Origin of the sequence: Mesorhizobium sp. (assembly GCF_004962245.1) — a bacterium.
Lineage (GTDB): Bacteria > Pseudomonadota > Alphaproteobacteria > Rhizobiales > Rhizobiaceae > Mesorhizobium.
The window spans coordinates 70,956-88,175 of sequence record NZ_SUHQ01000006.1 but is presented as its reverse complement, the minus strand read 5'-3'; the positions used below and the strand labels follow the sequence as shown (position 1 = coordinate 88,175).

Annotated in this window: 19 protein-coding genes and 1 pseudogene; 6 read left to right on the top strand and 14 right to left on the bottom strand. The window is 62.8% G+C overall.

Features of this window, described 5'->3' with window-relative positions:
- Positions 1-7 precede the first annotated feature (7 nt).
- The 5 genes from E5X88_RS08510 (at position 8) to E5X88_RS08490 (ending at position 3,686) form a co-directional block, all read left to right on the top strand.
- A complete protein-coding gene (locus E5X88_RS08510) occupies positions 8-757 on the top strand; it encodes an ATP-binding cassette domain-containing protein (protein WP_292160248.1) in 750 nt (249 codons plus the stop codon).
- Positions 750-1,544 (top strand): phosphonate ABC transporter, permease protein PhnE, encoded by a 795-nt coding sequence (gene phnE / locus E5X88_RS08505; protein WP_366664788.1) that lies wholly within the window; start codon positions 750-752, stop codon positions 1,542-1,544. Before E5X88_RS08510 ends, phnE begins: the two co-directional genes overlap by 8 nt.
- Before the next feature lie 139 nt (positions 1,545-1,683).
- Positions 1,684-2,058 carry a phasin family protein gene (locus E5X88_RS08500; RefSeq protein WP_292160246.1) on the top strand — a complete coding sequence of 125 codons (375 nt, stop codon included), beginning with the start codon at positions 1,684-1,686 and terminating at the stop codon, positions 2,056-2,058.
- Positions 2,059-2,525: 467 nt separating this feature from the next.
- On the top strand, positions 2,526-3,086 hold the full coding sequence (locus E5X88_RS08495) for a GNAT family N-acetyltransferase (RefSeq protein WP_292160244.1): 561 nt from the start codon (positions 2,526-2,528) through the stop codon (positions 3,084-3,086).
- Between the two features lie 183 nt (positions 3,087-3,269).
- Positions 3,270-3,686, top strand: coding sequence for a nuclear transport factor 2 family protein (locus E5X88_RS08490; protein WP_292160242.1), 417 nt, complete (start codon positions 3,270-3,272; stop codon positions 3,684-3,686).
- 41 nt (positions 3,687-3,727) lie between these two features.
- Here E5X88_RS08490 and E5X88_RS08485 read toward each other — a convergent pair whose 3' ends face one another.
- From E5X88_RS08485 to E5X88_RS08445, 9 genes and pseudogenes are all read right to left on the bottom strand, one after another.
- Positions 3,728-4,747: an LLM class flavin-dependent oxidoreductase gene (locus tag E5X88_RS08485; protein WP_292160239.1), complete on the bottom strand. Its 1,020-nt coding sequence runs from the start codon at positions 4,745-4,747 to the stop codon at positions 3,728-3,730.
- A 154-nt stretch (positions 4,748-4,901) separates the two neighbouring features.
- A pseudogene (locus tag E5X88_RS08480) lies at positions 4,902-5,045 on the bottom strand (aldehyde dehydrogenase family protein); the annotation flags it as partial.
- 83 nt (positions 5,046-5,128) lie between these two features.
- Positions 5,129-6,418 carry an FAD-dependent oxidoreductase gene (locus E5X88_RS08475; protein WP_292160237.1) on the bottom strand — a complete coding sequence of 430 codons (1,290 nt, stop codon included), beginning with the start codon at positions 6,416-6,418 and terminating at the stop codon, positions 5,129-5,131.
- Positions 6,411-7,160, bottom strand: coding sequence for an ABC transporter ATP-binding protein (locus E5X88_RS08470; protein WP_292160235.1), 750 nt, complete (start codon positions 7,158-7,160; stop codon positions 6,411-6,413). The genes E5X88_RS08475 and E5X88_RS08470 overlap by 8 nt, the downstream gene beginning before the upstream one ends.
- A complete protein-coding gene (locus E5X88_RS08465) occupies positions 7,084-7,914 on the bottom strand; it encodes an ABC transporter ATP-binding protein (protein ID WP_292160232.1) in 831 nt (276 codons plus the stop codon). Before E5X88_RS08465 ends, E5X88_RS08470 begins: the two co-directional genes overlap by 77 nt.
- The gene (locus E5X88_RS08460) at positions 7,911-8,906 is read right to left on the bottom strand and encodes a branched-chain amino acid ABC transporter permease (RefSeq protein ID WP_292160230.1); all 996 of its coding nucleotides are present in this window, start codon (positions 8,904-8,906) and stop codon (positions 7,911-7,913) included. The genes E5X88_RS08465 and E5X88_RS08460 overlap by 4 nt, the downstream gene beginning before the upstream one ends.
- On the bottom strand, positions 8,906-9,856 hold the full coding sequence (locus E5X88_RS08455) for a branched-chain amino acid ABC transporter permease (protein WP_292160228.1): 951 nt from the start codon (positions 9,854-9,856) through the stop codon (positions 8,906-8,908). Before E5X88_RS08455 ends, E5X88_RS08460 begins: the two co-directional genes overlap by 1 nt.
- 144 nt (positions 9,857-10,000) lie before the next feature.
- Positions 10,001-11,113, bottom strand: a complete 1,113-nt coding sequence (locus tag E5X88_RS08450) for a branched-chain amino acid ABC transporter substrate-binding protein (RefSeq protein ID WP_292160226.1) — start codon at positions 11,111-11,113, stop codon at positions 10,001-10,003.
- A 141-nt stretch (positions 11,114-11,254) separates the two neighbouring features.
- Positions 11,255-12,028 (bottom strand): GntR family transcriptional regulator, encoded by a 774-nt coding sequence (locus tag E5X88_RS08445; protein ID WP_292160224.1) that lies wholly within the window; start codon positions 12,026-12,028, stop codon positions 11,255-11,257.
- A 111-nt stretch (positions 12,029-12,139) separates the two neighbouring features.
- Here E5X88_RS08445 and E5X88_RS08440 point away from each other — a divergent pair, with 111 nt between their 5' ends.
- Positions 12,140-12,889, top strand: coding sequence for an NAD(P)-binding domain-containing protein (locus tag E5X88_RS08440; RefSeq protein ID WP_292160222.1), 750 nt, complete (start codon positions 12,140-12,142; stop codon positions 12,887-12,889).
- 43 nt (positions 12,890-12,932) lie between these two features.
- Here E5X88_RS08440 and E5X88_RS08435 read toward each other — a convergent pair whose 3' ends face one another.
- From E5X88_RS08435 to E5X88_RS08415, 5 genes are all read right to left on the bottom strand, one after another.
- A complete protein-coding gene (locus E5X88_RS08435) occupies positions 12,933-13,682 on the bottom strand; it encodes an SDR family oxidoreductase (RefSeq protein WP_292160220.1) in 750 nt (249 codons plus the stop codon).
- 24 nt (positions 13,683-13,706) lie between these two features.
- Positions 13,707-14,630, bottom strand: coding sequence for a 3-hydroxyacyl-CoA dehydrogenase NAD-binding domain-containing protein (locus E5X88_RS08430; protein WP_292160218.1), 924 nt, complete (start codon positions 14,628-14,630; stop codon positions 13,707-13,709).
- Entirely contained in the window at positions 14,630-15,496 is an 867-nt protein-coding gene (locus E5X88_RS08425; protein WP_292160216.1) for a hypothetical protein, read from the bottom strand. Before E5X88_RS08425 ends, E5X88_RS08430 begins: the two co-directional genes overlap by 1 nt.
- A 1-nt stretch (position 15,497) precedes the next feature.
- The gene (locus E5X88_RS08420) at positions 15,498-15,821 is read right to left on the bottom strand and encodes an NIPSNAP family protein (RefSeq protein ID WP_292160215.1); all 324 of its coding nucleotides are present in this window, start codon (positions 15,819-15,821) and stop codon (positions 15,498-15,500) included.
- A gap of 100 nt (positions 15,822-15,921) precedes the next feature.
- Entirely contained in the window at positions 15,922-17,211 is a 1,290-nt protein-coding gene (locus E5X88_RS08415; protein WP_292160213.1) for an acetoin dehydrogenase dihydrolipoyllysine-residue acetyltransferase subunit, read from the bottom strand.
- Positions 17,212-17,220: the final 9 nt, after the last annotated feature.

Genomic DNA, 17,220 nt, shown 5'->3' with positions numbered 1-17,220 from the left:
GGTTCATATGACAACAATCATTCGCGCGCACGACCTTGCGAAGAGCTATCCGAATGGAAAGGCCATTTTCTCCAATATCGGCTTCGACATAGCATCGCGCGAACGGGTTGCCTTGATTGGCTCGAACGGCGCTGGAAAATCCACGCTGATCAAATGCCTGATCGGCCTTTTGCCGTCGAGCGGTGGCGAGGTCGTCACCCTCGGCGAAAGTTTCCGCTCAACGCCATCCGTCGCCCAACTGCGGCGCATACGAAGGCAGATCGGATTTGTCTTTCAGCACCACGGATTGGTTAGCCGCCAATCCGTTCTTACAAACGTTTTGCAAGGAAAGCTCGGACTGCCCGGCGGCTGGCGCGGCTGGCATCATTCGATCGCAAAGCAACAGTGGCGCGAGGAGGCAATGCAAGCACTCGCCGACGTTCGGCTTCTCGGCAAGGCATGCGCCCGCGCCGACGCGCTTTCTGGAGGGCAGGCGCAGCGGGTGGCGATCGCCCGGGCGCTGATCCGGCGTCCGAAGCTTTTGTTAGCAGACGAGCCGGCGGCAAGTCTCGATCCGGCGGCGGGACACGATGTCATGCGCGTTTTTTCCGAGCTCACCCAGGAACATGGAATTACCTTGGTCTACACCACACACGACATGGAACATGCTCTCGACTATTCCGATCGCATGATAGCGCTCAAGGCGGGCAGGATCTTCTTCGACCGGCCAACAGCGCAGGTGGCCCGTGCCGATCTGAAAGACGTCTTCGATGCATGACCGCCTTTCGCCGAGCCGGGTTCCATCGATCTCGCCCCTCACTTTCAGCTTTGCCATCGCTTTGGCGGCTCTCGTGATCGTTTCCGCCGGGCAGGTTGCACCTTCACCTGAACAATTGGCAGGCGGAGTGCCCCGCATGGCCAATCTCGTCGGCCGCATGATACCCCCAAATATCGAGCCAGGCTTCCTCCTGCGGGTTTTCTGGCGCATGATCGAAACCTTTCAGATAGCGCTCGTGGGAACAGCAATCGGTGTCGTTCTGAGCCTGCCATTTGCCTGGCTCTCGGCCAAGGACTTGACCCCGCTCGGCCCGTTCCGGCATGTCTCCAGGATGCTGGTTTCGCTGTTCAGGACCGTTCCAGATTTGGTCTGGGCGCTTCTTTTCGTGTCCGCCGTTGGTCTCGGGGCGGTTGCCGGAACCATGACCATCATCGTCGATACAATCGGTTTTTGCGGACGGTTCTTCGCCGAGGCGATGGAGGATGCCGACAAAAGACCGCAGGAAGCGCTGTTTGCAATCGGCGCCAGACGGTTCTCGGTCCTCTGCGGGGCAGTCCTGCCCGACGCCATGCCGTCCCTGATAAACACCACGCTCTTTGCGCTTGAAAAGGCAGTGCGCTCGTCCGTGGTTCTTGGTCTTGTCGGAGCAGGTGGCATCGGACAGGAACTGAAGGTTGCGTTCGATCTTTTCCAATACAAGAATGCCTCGACCATTATTCTCGTGATCTTCGTCATCGTCGTGTTGATGGAGTTCGTGACGGAACGCTTGCGCTCAAAGGTCCAGTAGTCGCAGGCCAGCCATAAGGTGCGCGGCGCGTTGATCCTGATCAATGAAGGCGCACGGTACCGCTTTTAGTGTAGCCATCGAGGCTCGTGCATACCGGGCCGATCCATCTGTCGCCTTACCTCTCAACAGGAGTGCGAATATGCAACCCGCAGCAGATCAGCCCAATTTCTTCTCGCCTGCCATGGCCAACGGCCAAAAGGCCTTTCTCGCAGCCTCCCGCCTTCAGGCGCAAGCGTTCAAGGCGATCATGCGCTACCAGATCGAAACGCTTTCCTTCCTGAAGCACCGCTACGAGCAGGACGTGAAACTGGTCGACGACCTCGTCGGCAGCGACGAGTTCAGCGATGTCTTCGACGTGTTCAGCAACTTCGTGCAGAACGCGACGTCGGAATATGCCATGGAAGCCGGCAAGGTCGCTTCGATCGGCTCGAGGCTCGCTACGGAAACGGCCAAGGGCGTCCGCAAACAGGCCGAAGCCACGATCGAGGATATGGCGGCCACAACGATCGCCTAATCTGCAGATCCAGCTACACCATCGGCGTGCGCCTGCATCTTGCAGCCGATCGGCCGCCCAGTGTCTTCACCACGAGGCTCTACAACGATGTCGTGGAAACCGCCGACGGCCGGTTGTTCCATCGCCCGGTGTGGGAGATCGCTCCGGAGTCGGTTCTCGTTTCCCCGGCTCCGGGAGCGATTCTGGCCCGCGGCCAGCCAACGGAGGTTTGGGGGTGGGCCTGGTCCTTTCGGCCCGCTGCACTCGTGGAGGTCAGTCTAGACGGGGGCGCAAGCTATCGTGCGGCCAGCCTCGAACCTCGCCGCGGTTGGGCATGGCAGCGTTTCTCCCTCTTGTGGCGGCCGAATGTTCCGGGGAAACTGCGTTGCGGGTGCGGGCGGCGGACGAGGATGGGAACGTCCAGCCGGACAACGGCGCGCGCAACGCCCTGCATACGGTCCACGTCACAGTCGAGTGAGGGAGATTTAATGCCGGTCATCTCGAAGCAGGGCATTCGCCTGGCAAGGCATGAGGAACTGGATGAAATCAGCGCGCTGGTCTCCGATGCCTTCACATCGTTTCAGCACGCTCTGCCACGGCACATCTTTGAACCTTACGCAAACGATGCCTGCGATCTTGCGGGGCGATGGGAGGATGCGAGCCTGGCGGTGTTCGAACACCAAGGACGGCTCGTCGGGACAGTCAGCTACTACGCGGAGGCCGTCCACGAAGGCATGGGCTGGCCTCCCGGCCTGGCGGGCCTCAGGACCCTCGCGGTTGCTCCCTCGGCACAGGGACACGGCTATGGCCGCGCGCTTTGCGAATGGTGCGTGATGCGCGCCCGCCAGCAGGGCGCAGGTGCCCTTGCGCTCCACACTGCCTCGTTCATGACGTCGGCATGCATGCTGTATGAGAACCTCGGCTTCCAGAGGCGCCCCGCCTATGACCTTTTCGCATCTGATATTCTCGGCTTTGATCCGGCTCTCGGCGATCAAAAGGTTATCGCTTACCTATTGCCGTTTCAGCATGGCGACAGCCCCGATCGATAAGGGTCCGACCACTGTTGGACGGAATGGACCATTTCGCTTTCCGAGATGCCGTCTCGCAGCTTCCGCCGGTTGTCCCTGCGCCTATGGATCCTAACTTGGGCAACCTCCACCCGAAGGGCGGTTGCCGACGAACCCGACGGGAGTTGGCCGAGTCTAACGTTGTCGAGCAATAAGGAGCCTGAAATGGGTGCACCCTCTCCTGAACTCTGCAATCTTTGGCTGGCGCGCGCTTTCAATGCCCAGGACGTGGAAGCCGCTGCTGCGATGTATCATCCCGAAGCGTCGATCGTTCAAGTCCATGGCGGCACCAGGACAGCGCGCGGGCGCGACGGCATCCGCGAGACGATGGCCGCCTATATCGGCATGAAGCCTCACATGGACGTTGTCACGCATCACACCGCTGTGTCAGGCGACTTCGCCATGACTCGTGGGCAATGGCTTATCAAGGGTGAGGACGACCAGGGCAGGCCGGTCGAAGTGCATCATCACGGGATGGAGGTGCATCGGAAGCTGCCTGACGGCACTTGGGCCTTCTTCATTGACTATCCTTTCGGCGCCGATCCTTCCTGGGCAGTCGAAGCTCCGCCTGCGACCAAATAAGGAAGCCGGGTGGGGAGAAGGCCGTTGTTCGGCCGCAGGTGTCAGCGCCAACCCAAGGCCGGCGCGATATGGGTCAGGATCGCCTCGATCACATGCGCATTGTAGTCGACGCCGAGCTGGTTGGGGACGGTGAGCAGCAGCGTGTCTGCCTCCATGATGGCGTCGTCCTTCTTCAGTTCCTCGATGAGGACGTCCGGCTCGGCGGCATAGGTGCGGCCGAACACGGCGCGCGTGTCCGCTTCGATGTAGCCGAAGTGATCCTCGCTCTCACTGCTACCGAAATAGGCGCGGTCACGGTCGTCGACCAGCGCGAAGATGCTACGGCTCACAGACACCCGCGGCTCGCGTTCGTGACCGGCCGCCTTCCAGGCCGCACGAAAGGCCCGGATCTGGTCGGCTTGCTGGATGTGAAAGGGTTTCCCGCTCTCGTCGAATTTGAGCGTGGAGCTCTGCAGGTTCATTCCCGATTTCGCCGCCCACTCCGCGGTGGCATTGGTGGCGGCGCCCCACCAGATCCTGTCGCGCAGACCCTCCGAATGCGGCTCGACGCGAAGCAGGCCGGGAGGATTGGGAAACATCGGCCGCGGATTGGGCTGGGCAAAGCCTTTGCCGCGCAAGACTTCGAGCAACACCTGCGTGTGTCGCCGGGCCATGTCGGCATCGCTCTCACCCTCTTGCGGGGCGTAGCCGAAGTAGCGCCATCCGTCGATCACTTGCTCGGGCGAGCCGCGGCTGATGCCCAACTGCAAACGCCCGCCGGCGATCAGGTCGGCAGCGCCCGCGTCCTCGGCCATGTAGAGCGGATTCTCGTAGCGCATGTCGATGACGGCCGTGCCGATCTCGATCCTACGGGTCTTGGCGCCGACGGCCGCCAGCAGCGGGAACGGCGAGCCGAGCTGACGGGCAAAGTGATGCACGCGAAAGTACGCCCCATCCGCGCCCAGCTCTTCGGCAGTGACGGCAAGCTCAATGGACTGCAGGAGTGCGTCGGATGCCGACCGCGTCTGCGACTGGGGCGAGGGTGCCCAGTGTCCGAACGACAGAAAACCGATCTTCTTCATAAGGGCGCCGCGTCAGGTAAGAGGTGCTTGCATTATCTAGTTACGAAACCGTTGGCGCGCCACACCGAATTCGGGCCTGAGAGATGCGGAGAAGAGCAGGAGAGGGGTTTTGCCAACCACAGCCCGAAGCAACTCGCGCCTCACTCTGCATCTCCGTCACAAATTTTGTCCGCAGATAGGCGTCAAGCCCTTCGATGCCGCTCTCTGAGCCATAGCCGGATTCATTGACGCCGCCGAACGGTGTTTCCGGTGTCAACACCATCATATGCTTGACGCCGACCATGCCGGTTTCCAGTGCGTCTCTTCTTCAGGTCCCTTGGCTCGAACTCTTGGCCATGCTAACCACCAGCGCGAAATTGGTGTCGTCTGCCTATGATTTCATCAGGAGCGGTGATCCTGCAGCCGGTTCCAGGCATGCATGCGGTTGGCGACCTGCACCGCGACCGGATGGAACGGTACCGGCTTCATGTTCGTCACCGGCAGCGACATCTGTTCGTCTGTGCGCCGGCCCGCTGCCCAGCGACCGATCTCCTGGCCGAGCGACAGCGATATCGCGACGCCACGGCCGGAATAGATGCCGCCAAAGACGAGACCGGGCGCCAGGCGATACAGGCGCGGCCTGCGGTCAGGCACTACTGCGAAAGTCCCGTGCCAGTATTCCTTCATCTTCGGTTCGCCACCAAATGCCGGAAAGGCCTTGCCTAGCATACGCGAGACCTTGGCACGGCCGCGATCGGCCTCGTCGAACCAGAAGGTATGCGTGCCACCGCTGACCAGGCGATTGTCACGGTCATAGTGGAAATAGCGGATGTCGTTGCGCATGTCGGAGACGGCCGGATTGCCGACAAGGATTTTCGCGCGCACGTCTTCCGGCAGAGGATCGGTCGCCGCCTGGAACACCTTGAAGGGTACGAGCGTCTTCTTCAGCCCTGGCCAGATGTCATCGGTCAACGCATTCGTCGCCAGCACCACTTCCGATGCCGTGACACTTCCCGATTGAGTGAACACACGCCAGCCGCTTTCCACCTTCTCGAGCCGCGTCGCACGGGAGTTCTCGCAGAGGGTCACGCCTTCGCGCTCCAGCGCCGCCGCAAGACCGATGGTCATGGCAAACGGATTGATATGGCCCGAATTGTGCGCCATCCAGCCGCCGAGATAGGAACTGCCGATGCGCGCGGTGACTTCAGTGTGGTCGAGCCAGGAAACGTTTGCGCCGAAGGCTTTCCATTCCTCGTAGAACTGACGCGTGCGGGCGAGCGTCGTCTCGGTATGAGCGGGCTGGATCCATCCTTCCTGTGCCTGGTGGGCATCGATGTTGAAGCGTTGCATGAGGCCGAAGGCGACACCGGCCGAATCCGCCACCATGCGGTTGTAGCGGGTGCCGACGGTCTTTCCATAGGCGGCCTCGAATTCCGAAGGCGATGCCTTGGAGTGGTGCGAGATGACAAGACCGTTGTTGCGGCCGGAAGCCGCCGATCCGATCTCGTTGCCTTCGAGCAGGATGACGTCGACGCCGCTGTCTCGCGCGCCCAGTGCTGCGGCCATGCCGGTGAAACCGCCGCCGACGACCAGCACGTCCGTCTTCAGATCGCCTTGCAGCGCGGGCGCTGTTTCACGCAGATTTGCGGTCTTGCGCCAGAGATGCGGCGTCTTCCAGTCGACTTCAAACACGAAGGACGTCCTCGCTGGCGCTGCCGAGATAGTGCTCGCTCAACGCGGAATGCGCGGCCATCTCCTGTGCGGGGCCGTGGAGCTTCACTTTGCCGGTGTTCAAGAGATAGGCGTAGTCGCCGCATTCAAGCGCCAGCTGAACATTCTGCTCGACGAGCAGGATGGAAATGCCGTTGCGCGACAGGTCGAGGATAATGCGGAAGATCTGGTGCACGATCTTCGGCGCAAGGCCAAGAGACGGTTCGTCGAGCATCAGAAGTTTCGGCTCGGCCATCAGCGCGCGACCGATCGCAAGCATCTGCTGCTGGCCGCCGGACATGCGACTCGCCAAGCCGTTGCGCCGCTCCTTCAGCACCGGAAACAGATCGAACGCCTCGGCGCGCAGCGTTTCAAAGCTCTTGCCGCCACGGCCGATATGGGCGGCGACCAGGTTTTCCTCCACCGTCAGGCGCTGGAAGATCTGGCGGCCTTCCGGGCAATGGGTGATGCCGAGGCGCACGACCTGCTCGGGTCGCATGCCGGTGATGTCGCGCCCTTCGAAGGTGATGCTGCCTGCGGTCGGACGCGCGACGCCAGAGATGGAGTTGAGCAGCGTCGTCTTGCCGGCGCCGTTCGGGCCGAGGACGACGACGATCTCGTGCGGATCGACTTCGATGTCTATGTCTTCAAGAACGCCGACGCGTCCGTATCCCGAGCTGAGCCCGGCGATCCTGAGCAGCGGCCCGGATGTCGTCGATGTCATTGGCGGTTCCCAGATAGGCGAGTTGGACGTCGGCACTGGCCTGCACCTCGGCGGGTGTGCCCCGAAAAAGCAGCTTTCCGTGGTGCATGACGATGATGCTGTCACAGAGTGTCATGACCAGATCCATGTCGTGCTCGACGACGATCATGATCCGGTCGGGCGAACGCAGCGCGGTGAGTTTCGCAGTCAGATCCGCCGTCTCGTGATGGTTCAATCCGGCGGCGGGCTCGTCAAGCAGCAAGACGCGCGGATTGCAAATCAGGGCGCGGGCGATTTCAAGCATGCGTTGGCGGCCATACGGCAGGCCGCCGGCATCGACCTCGGCGTAGCCTTGCAGGTCGAAGAAGCGCAATATCTCCATGCACTTTTCGCGACGGCGCTGCCGCCGGGCCGTAGCGTAGGGCGGCCAGACCACTTCCTTCCAGGTGCCCGCGACCTCGGCGGGATAGAAACAGACTTCGAGGTTCTCGATCACCGTCATCTGGTCGAAGAGGCGGATGTTCTGATATGTGCGGGCGATTCCCGAATTGGCGATCTGGTATTTCTTGAGCTTGTCGAGGCGCTTGCCGTCGAGCGTGATCGACCCGGAGGAGACCGTGTAGGAACCCGCGGTCATGTTGATGAGCGTCGACTTGCCGGCGCCGTTGGGTCCGATGACACCGTGGATCATGCCGGGGGCGAAGGCGGTCGACACGTCGTCGATGGCGACGACTTCGCCGTACTCCTTGCGAAGGCTCTGAAAGACCAGCGTCATTTTCCGAAAAGCCCCCGGATGAGCTTCTCAGGCCCGAAGCTGCGCGGCACGATGCCAGCCGGGCGCACGATGATGAGGAAGATCATCAGCAGCCCGAGGAAGAGAATGCGCCATTCGGCGAATTCGCGCAGCACTTCCGGCAGCAGGATCAGGATTGCCGCGCCGGCGACGATGCCGAGAATGTTGCCGATGCCGCCAACCACGATCATCAGTACGATCAGCACGGATTCCTGAAGCGTGAAGCTCTCCGGGCTGACGAAACGCTGGGAGGCGCCGAAGATCGCGCCGGCGATCGAGCCGATCGTCGCGGACGTGGCGAAGGCGGCGAGCTTGGCGTTGGTCGTGTTGATGCCGACGCCGCGCGCGGCGTCCTGGTCTTCGCGGATCGCGGCCCATGCCTTGCCGAGTATCGAATGCTCTAACCGCCAGGCCACCACGCCCGCAACGACCACGACGACAAGCAGCAGCCAGAAGAAGTCGACGGGGCGAGCGATCTGCAAGCCGAGGATCGAGGCCTTGTCGAGACGGGCTATGCCTTGCGGTCCGCCGGTGAGCCAGTCGAGATTGTTGATGATGATGCGGATGATCTCGCCGAAGCCAAGCGTGACGATGGCGAGATAGTCGCCGCGCAGTCTGAGCACCGGGATGCCGAGCAATATGCCGGTTATCGCGCCTAGGCAGGCGGCGATGACCAGGATAAGCAGGAAAGGCAAGTGCAGGTCGAACTGGGGGCTGGCAAGCAGCGCATAAGTGTATGCGCCGACCGCATAGAACGCGACGAAGCCGAGATCGAGCAGCCCCGTGTAGCCGATCACGATGTTCAGGCCGATGCCGAGCAGGATGTAGATCAGCAGGCTGTTGACGACCCGGACGTAATAGTTGGGCAGAAAGGGCGTCGCCACGATCAACGCGATCGTGATGGCGAAGACGAGCAATGGAACGATCCGGCTTGAACGCGGCCTGACAGCCGTACGGGCTTCGGCGACGGACATCAGAATTCCCTCTTGTACACGACGCTTTCCTCGGACACCGCCTCACCCAATATGCCGGCGGGACGAACGAGAAGCACGAGTATGAGGATCGCGAAGGTGAGCACGTCGCGATATTCGGTGCCCAGCACGCCATGGGTGATAACGGGCAGCAGCGCGGTTCCGCCAACTTCGACGAAGGCGAGGATGAACGCGCCAAGCATGGCGCCGGGAATGGAGCCGATGCCGCCGAGGATCGCGGCTGTGAACGCCTTCAGCCCAATGACGGCGCCCATGGTCGGCGACATGATGCCGTAATAGCTGGCATAGAGGATGCCGCCCGCCGCGCCGAGCAGCGGCCCGACGAAGAACACCATCGAGATCGCGCCGTTGACGTTGATGCCCAGAAGCTGCGCCGTGGGACGGCTTTCCGACACGGCACGCACGATGATGCCGATACGGCTGCGAGTGACGAGGAAATGGAGGCCGAACATCAACACGAAGGCGGCGACCAGGATGCCGATCTGCATCGAGGTGATGGTGCCGCCCATCACCTCGTAGCGGACGACGGGAAAGAAGCTCGGGAAGGCGACCGGCTGCGGGCCGGCGAGAATCTGAATGCCGGTGACCAGCGACAGCGAGACGCCAAGCGACGAGAGCATCGGCGCAAGGCGAGTGGAGTTTCTGAGCGGCTTATAGGCAACTCGTTCAATGCCGACGCCCACGGCGCCCACCAGGAAAATCGCTATGACAAAAGCCATGGCAAGTGCAATCGCGCCTGCCATGCCCACATCGCCGACGAGCATGCTGAGCAGCAGAAAGGCGACATAGGCGCCGAGCATGAACATCTCGCCATGGGCGAAATTGATCATGCGCAGCACGCCGTAGACCATGGTGTAGCCGAGCGCGATCAGCGCGTAGATGGAGCCGATGGTCAGAGCGTTGACCGTCTGTTGAATGAGGTTTCCCAGCATGGGCTGCCGTCCTGTGCAATGGGTTCCGATCGACCGGTCGAGCCGGGAAGGCAAAGACTCGACACGGCCGCCGCGCTTCAGGCGAGGCCGTCGACAGGCCAAGGGAGCCGCATGCGAAGGGCAGGCGGCTCCGGCGCCGAGCTGCTATTTCGAGCCGACAAGCTGGAAGTTCGACCCCTCGACCTTGTAGAGGTAGGATGGGGCGACTTTAAGTTCGCCTGTCTCGTCGAATTCCAGGTCGCCCACGGCGGTCTTGACCTTGACCGCGTGCAGTGCCGCGTTGATGTCCTCGCGCGTCAGGCCCTTGGTCGTCTTCAGCACCTGTTCGAGGATCTGGCCCTGGACGTAGCCGTAGATCGAGTAGGGACCGGCCTCCTCGCCATACTTGGCCTTGTAGGCCTTGGCGAAATCGGCAATCGCCGGCGAGGCGTCCATTGGCGGCACCTGGATGGCGACGAGCGTGCCTTGGATGCTGGGTTCGCCGGCCTGCTTGATGAGGTCCGGCGTATAGCCGCCGTCGGGTACGATCAGCGTGGCGGTGATGCCCTGCTCATGCATCTGCTTTGCAAAGAGCGCCAGTTGCGGCATGACGGCACCGAGATAGATCACGTCAGGCTTCTTCGGCTTGATCTGCGCCAGCACGGCGGCGAAGTCCACGTCGTTCGGCGCAACGGCAATGGTGTCGAGAAGCGTGCCACCGCCAGCCTGGAAGTTCTTGGCGAAGATTTCGGAGATGCCCTGCCCGAAGACCTGCTTGTCGTTGACGACCAGGGCAGTCTTGGCGCCGAGCTTGCCGATCGCGAATTCAGCCGGCAGCAGCGCCCCGGCCAGATCGTTCGCGACCGGACGCACCATGAACTCGTAGCCCTGCTTGGTAAGCGACGGATTGGAGCCGAAGGTCATCGTCGGCAGCGTGCAGTCCTCGTAGATAGGCAAAGTGGACTGAGCGACGCCGGAATTGAAATTGACAAGGCCAAGGACCACCTGGTCATTGTCGCAGAACTTCTGCGCCACGAGCGTTCCCTCGCGCGGGTCTGCCTTGTCGTCTTCCTGCTCGTAGGCGACGGTCACGCCATTGACCCCGCCCTCGGCGTTCAGCTTGTCGACATAGAGCTTGAATCCGTTATGCCATGTGGTGCCGAAATAGGCCTGCGGGCCGGAGAGCGGAGCCGACAGACCAACCGTGACCTGCTCGGCCATGGCCGGCGCTGCGAATAGCGATGCTCCGAAAAGAAGTGTGGCGGCAAATTTCCTCATGATGATTCCCCTTGACTACTGATGACTGCGGGAGCGGCCGTTGCGGTCTTCAACTCCCCTGTGATCCATCGAAGCAGACAAAGGGATCGCCGTCAAGAAAGTGTCGACACTATTGCGTTCAATTTTGTGGTCAGATATCGATTAAGCGTCGCGGGTCCTTCCGCGACGCTTCAGTTCGGCGCCGTTGTCGGGCGCGAAAACCTTGAGCAGGGCGTCCTTGAGCGCTTGCTGCGTCGCGGAGACGGTCATTTCGATATGCTCGCGCAACAGTTTCGCGCCATTTTCGGCATCGCGCCTGACGGCGGCGTCGACGATCGCCGAGTGGGAGGTGATCTGTGCCTTGTCATGCGAGGGGTGTTCGATCTGGATGCGCCTGATGAAGCGGATGCGCGCATTGATGGAGGCAAGCTGGCCGACGATTTCCGGATTGCCGGAGAGTTGGGCGATGAGCATATGAAAACCTTCGTCCTCCGCCAGAATGATGTCCGGCGGCTGGTCGCGATAGCCATCGACGATCGCTTCCCAATACTGCCGCAAACGGTCGATTTCGCTGTCCTCCGCGCGCTCGCACATCAGCCTGAACGCAGCGCATTCTATGATGGAGCGCAATTCGTAAAGGTCGAGAAGACCCTCGGTGCTAAGGCTCCTGATGAAGAAGCCGCGATTGGGCGTAAGCGAAACGAAGCCTTCGGAGGCAAGCCGGTTCAGCGCCTCGCGGATCGGCGTGCGCGACACGCCGAGGCTGCGCGAAAGCTGAACCTCGTTGATGCGCTCGCCGGGCTTGAGCTTGAACTCGACCAGAAGCTTGCGGATGGTGTGATAGGCGCGTTCGCTGCTGTCGGCGCTGCGGCGCGTTTCAGTGTCGTTCGCAAGGGACGGCTCGCTGTCGGCGCCGGTCTCGGCTCGTTCGGTCATGAAGATTCCAATCTGATTTGTCTGCAGGCTGTGTCGACACTTTATGATACACCGTTCTTTCCCAACTTCATGTGAATGGCAAGCCGCAGGTTCAACCCCGGGGGGACAACAATGATCATAGGCATTCTTGGCGTCGGGCATCTGGCGGCGTCCATGCTGGCCGGGTTCCTGCGTTCCGGGCTCGACCCCGCTGCGATCGTCCTGTCTCCGCGTGGCAAGGCCACAGCGCTTTCCGCCCGGCACGGCTTTCAGCTCGCAGCTGACAATCGCGACCTCGTCGAACGCTCAGATGTCGTGCTTCTTTCCGTGCGGCCTGCTCATGCGCCGGAGGCGGTCGCAGGCTTGCCGTGGCGCATGGGACAGACAGTGGTTTCGGTTTGCGCCGGCGTACCGCTGTCACGGCTTGATGTTGCGCCTGCTCGCATTGTACGCGCCATGCCGTTCACCGCTTCCGAGATTGCCGCAAGTCCGACAGTCTATTTCCCCGATCTCGGAGAGGCGCAGGCGGTTCTCGACCGGCTCGGGCCTTCGATTGCGCTCCCCACCGAAAAGGACTTTGAGGTGGCGACGGTCAGCGCCGCCGTCTACGGCTGGGCGCAGGATCTGATCCGCAAGACGGCTGAATGGTCGAGCGCCGAGGGTCTCGACCCGACGATTGCCCGCCGGCTGGCGGCGATGACCTTCGTGGCGGCCGGGCAGCTGATTGCCGAGAAGGACGAACCGATGGACCAGATGCTCGAGGAACTGGTGACACCGGGTGGCATCACCGAACGGGGCCTGCAGGTGCTTTTGGCGCGCGATGTGCCGGCGGCGTGGGAAGAGGCGTGTGGGGCGGTGCTCGACAAATTGACAGGGGCGTAAGTGGGGCTGCTGCGAGGCGTCGCCGACGCCACGCGGTCCCCGGTCAGCGCTGTGGCGCAGGCGGATAGATCTGGCCGCCGGCTGCCTGTTCGCTGGGGGCGACGAGCAGTTCGGCGATATCGACATGATCGGGCAGTCGCAGCGCAGAAACGAGCACAGTGGCGATGTCCGCCGGGCCAAGCGGCCGCTGCACGGAATACATGCGTTTGCGCAGGCCTTCGCGATCGCCGTCGAAGGCCTTCAGGTAGAAATCCGTTTCCACGCGCCCGGGGGCGATCTCGGTCAGCCGCACACCCGTGCCTGCCAGATCAAAGCGCAGGATACGACCGGCCTGCGAGAGGCCGGCCTTGGCCGCGCCATAGGCCGTCGTACCGGGAAATACGGCGCTGGCCGCAGTGCTGGTGAGGTTGAAGATGTGACCACGCCTGCGTGCGATCATGCCCGGCAACAGCAGGCGAATGAGCTGCAGCGGCGCGGTGAGGTTTAGAGCCACCACCTCGGCTGTCTCCTGCGCGTCCTGCTCGTGCAGGGGGCGCACGCTTTCCAGCCCGCCGGCGTTGTTGACCAGCACGTCGATTTCAGCCGCGCCAAGCGCGGACGAGATTGCTTCGCAGTCGCGCACATCGGCGACAAGCGGCCTTACGCGTGGCCCCAGCCGCTCTTGCAGGGCCTGCAGCGCGTCGTGGTTGCGCGCGAGCGCGTAGACGGTCAACCCTTCCACGATCAGGCTCTCGACGATTGCCGCGCCAATGCCTTTCGAGGCGCCGGTGACGAGGGCGGTTTGGTAGGCCATTGCCGTTCTCCTGAGCCATGACGATTAAAGCGCGCCGCGTTCGGCCACCGTTTTCAGAATGCCGACGAGGCCAGCCTCTCGTGCGGCTTTCAGTTCCTCCTGGCTGCGCCCGTCCGCCGCGGCATCCGTCGAAGCGGTGATCGCGCGGATCGTCTCGGGGTCTAGCTTCGCGTCGAGCAGCGTGTCCCAGATCGCCTGGTATGTCGGGCCATATTTGCGCAGGAAGTCTTCAATACCATCGGCGTTCAGGCTGTTGGAAATGAACGAGCCTTGCAGCGTCCATTTCGGGCCTGGTCCGTACATGAAGGCGCGATCGACATCCTCGACGGAGGCGACGCCGTCGCGCACCAGCGCGATCGCCTCGCGCCACATTGCGCCCATCAGGCGCAGGGCAATATGGCCCGTCACTTCCCGGTTGAGCGTTACTGGCTTCTTGCCGGTCGCTTCATAGATCGCGCGGGCGCGAGCCACCGTCCGCGGATCGGTTGCCTTGCCGCCGACGATCTCGACCAGCGGCATCAGATGCGCCGGATTGAAGGGATGGCCGAGCACGATGCGGCCGGGCAGGCGGCACTCGGCCTGCATGTCGGACACCAGCAAGGCGGAGGAGGAGGAAGCGATGATGACCTCGTCACCGACATGGTCTTCGATCTGGGCCAGCAGATGGCGTTTGAGCGGCAGGTCTTCCGGACCGTTCTCCTGCACGAAATCGACGCCTTCGAGCGTCTCGGCGAGTGTCGGGAAAAGACGGATCGAGCCGGGCGCGACCGCGGCTCCCTTCAAGGCGTCAAGGTCGGACATGAGCGCTGGCAACGTCTCGCTGAAAGCCGCCTCGCGCCGATCCGTGGGATCGAATACACGCACCGCATGGCCGGCATGGGCAAAGCAGGCCGTCCAGCGCTGGCCGATCACGCCGAAGCCGACGATACCGATGATCATCTTTTCCATTACCCGGCCCTCCTGCTATCAAGCGCTGCCCGAAAGGCCTCGTTGAGGTCGTTCCACGGGATGAGTAGGTCAAGCCAGGCGCCCACCCGTCCGGCCACCAGGATTGCCTCGTCGATCAAGGCATCGAAAGCATGTCCTTCGCCCATCGCCGCCTTGAGCCGGAAAAGCAGGGCTGGCGTTTCCTCCATGTGGCAGAAGTCACGCAGGCGGGTCGCGGCCTTGTCGAGCGCGAGCGCGGCCGTCTGGCGGCGCACCGCCTCGTCCTTGCCGCGCTCGGCGCGAATCCACCACAGGAATTCATGCAGCACCCGCGCTTCCGACTCCGCGGTGAAGACGGGACCTGCCGGATGCATGATGGCGCGGGACGTGGTGATCCGGCTGATGTCGGCGGGACATGCCGCCCACAGCGTCTTGCGTGCGGCGACGATATCCTGCGGCAGCGGCGGCGCAGCCGATGGCTCTGGCGCAACGCCATCCGGCCTGCCGAGCGTGCCTTCCAGGATACGACGACCCTGGTCGCGTTTCAGCGTCGCGGCAAGCTCGGCAATGCCTTCCACCGGCGCGTCGAGATGGCCAAGAACGGTGATCTCGGCATTTTCCGCCTGCAGTGGGGCGAAGGTGATTTCGAGAAACTGCCGCACCGGCCAGTAGATGAAGGCGCCGGCGGTTGCGGAAAGCACATGCGTCGCGCCCTCGAGATCCTCGACGAAGGGCGCATGCCAATAGATATGGCTGCCGGCGATCTTGGGCGTGTGGAGTTGCAGGCGCATGGGCAGGGCGCAAAGTAACGCCCGGCGCGTGCGCTCGGCATCGCCGGTGAGCCGCAGCGGCCAGCTTTGCCGCCCGACCGAGAAAATCAGGTCCATCTTATTTTCCCGGATTGAAGAAGGAGACGGGTTTCAGGATCTGGTTGCGCATGTCGAGAAGATAGTCGGTCTCGATCACCTTGTGCCGATAGGCCTGCCATTCAGGATCGGCCTCCATGCGGTCGCGGCGCTCTTCCCTGTCGGCAAGGCTTTCATATTTCCACAGATGCACGGTGCGCGAGAGATCGCCGATATGCGTCTGGAAGAAGCCGAAGGGCTCGCCCAGATAGTGCCGCTGCATCGGCAGGCCGACCTCCTCGTAAAGCTTGAGGAAATGCGAAAGCTTGTTTGGACGGGCGGTATAGGTGCGATGGTCGAAGATCATTCTGGTCACTCCTTCTGGCATTTTGTTTTGGCGCCCCTCGGCGCAGGTGTGGTCTTGTCCGCCCCTCGCGGTTGATCCGGCGGGCCGGGTGTCTGCCGGCTCAGCCGGCGCTGCGCACCGTTTCTGCAATGAGCCGGGCGGTCAGTGCCGGAGCCTCCATCTGCGGTACATGGCCAATGCCATCGAGAAGGTGAACGGCGACGAAGCCGGGCGCGCGGGCCGCATGGGCGACCGGAATGACGCGATCGAGCCTGCCCCAGACGAGCCGTGCCGGCACGGCAAGCTCTGCAAGCGCACCGACGAGATCGAAGCCCTGCGTGCCGTCCGGGAACAGGCTTTCGGCCATCGCCGCGAGAGCGCTGCGATTGCCGGTCTTTTCGATTTGTCTGAGCGCAGCCTGCGCATAGCCGTCCGGCAGGGCAGAGGGGTCTCCGACCATGACCGTCAGCCACTGTTCCAGGGCCCGCACCGTGGTCACGCGGGCAAGGCCGGCAATAAAGCCTGCATTGATCTCGGGACCAAGCCCGCCGGGAGCGAGAAGCGTGACCGAGCGCACAGCGAGACGACCCAGCCTGGCGAGTGCAAGAGCCGCTGCACCGCCCACGGAATGGCCGACCAGATGCGCATCCTCCACGCCCATGTCTTCCAGCCGGTCGGAGAGGTTGAAGGCGATCTCCTCGATGCTCGCAGCCGGCCTCGCGGCTTCGGTACCGTGGCCAGGCAGGTCGAGGCTGATCGTCTCGATCCCAGGCTCGAGCAAGGGAACAACCTGACGCCAAACGGAGCGATCCGCCCCAAAACCATGGATGAGGACGACCGGTGCCGCCTGCCGGGCCGGTGCGGAAACGGCGGGCGCCCGAAGGCCGTCCGAAGCCGGCCCCGGCCGGACAGCGATGCGGTGCCCGTCTTCGAGAGCGGCAAGGGTGGCATCGATGTCGCGCTTCTTGATGCGCCCTTTTGGACCGCTGCCTGAGATCGCTGAAAGATCGAGCCCCGCCGTGGCCGCAAGCCGCCGGGCGAGAGGGCTGGCGATCACGCGGCTGCCGGGCTGATTGGTGCGCGAAGGGGCGTCCGCAGGCCCGGGCAAATGGGACGCCGCAGGTGTCGCGGCTGGCGCGACCGGAGTCGCCTGACCAGACACAGGCTTCTCGTCCGCGATCGTGCCGAGCACGGCACCCACCGGCGCTTCCTGCCCCTCGGCGAAGAAGATTTCAGCGAGCCAGCCATCGCGGTCGGCCTCGATTTCGGTTGCCGCCTTGGCTGTCTCGACGGTGACGACAAGATCGCCCGCTTTGACCGGATCGCCTGAGTTCACCGCCCAGGCAAGCACCAGCACGGCTTCCATATATTCACCGCCGGCGCTGTCGATGCTGATCGGATGGGTCGCCATTGCCGTCCC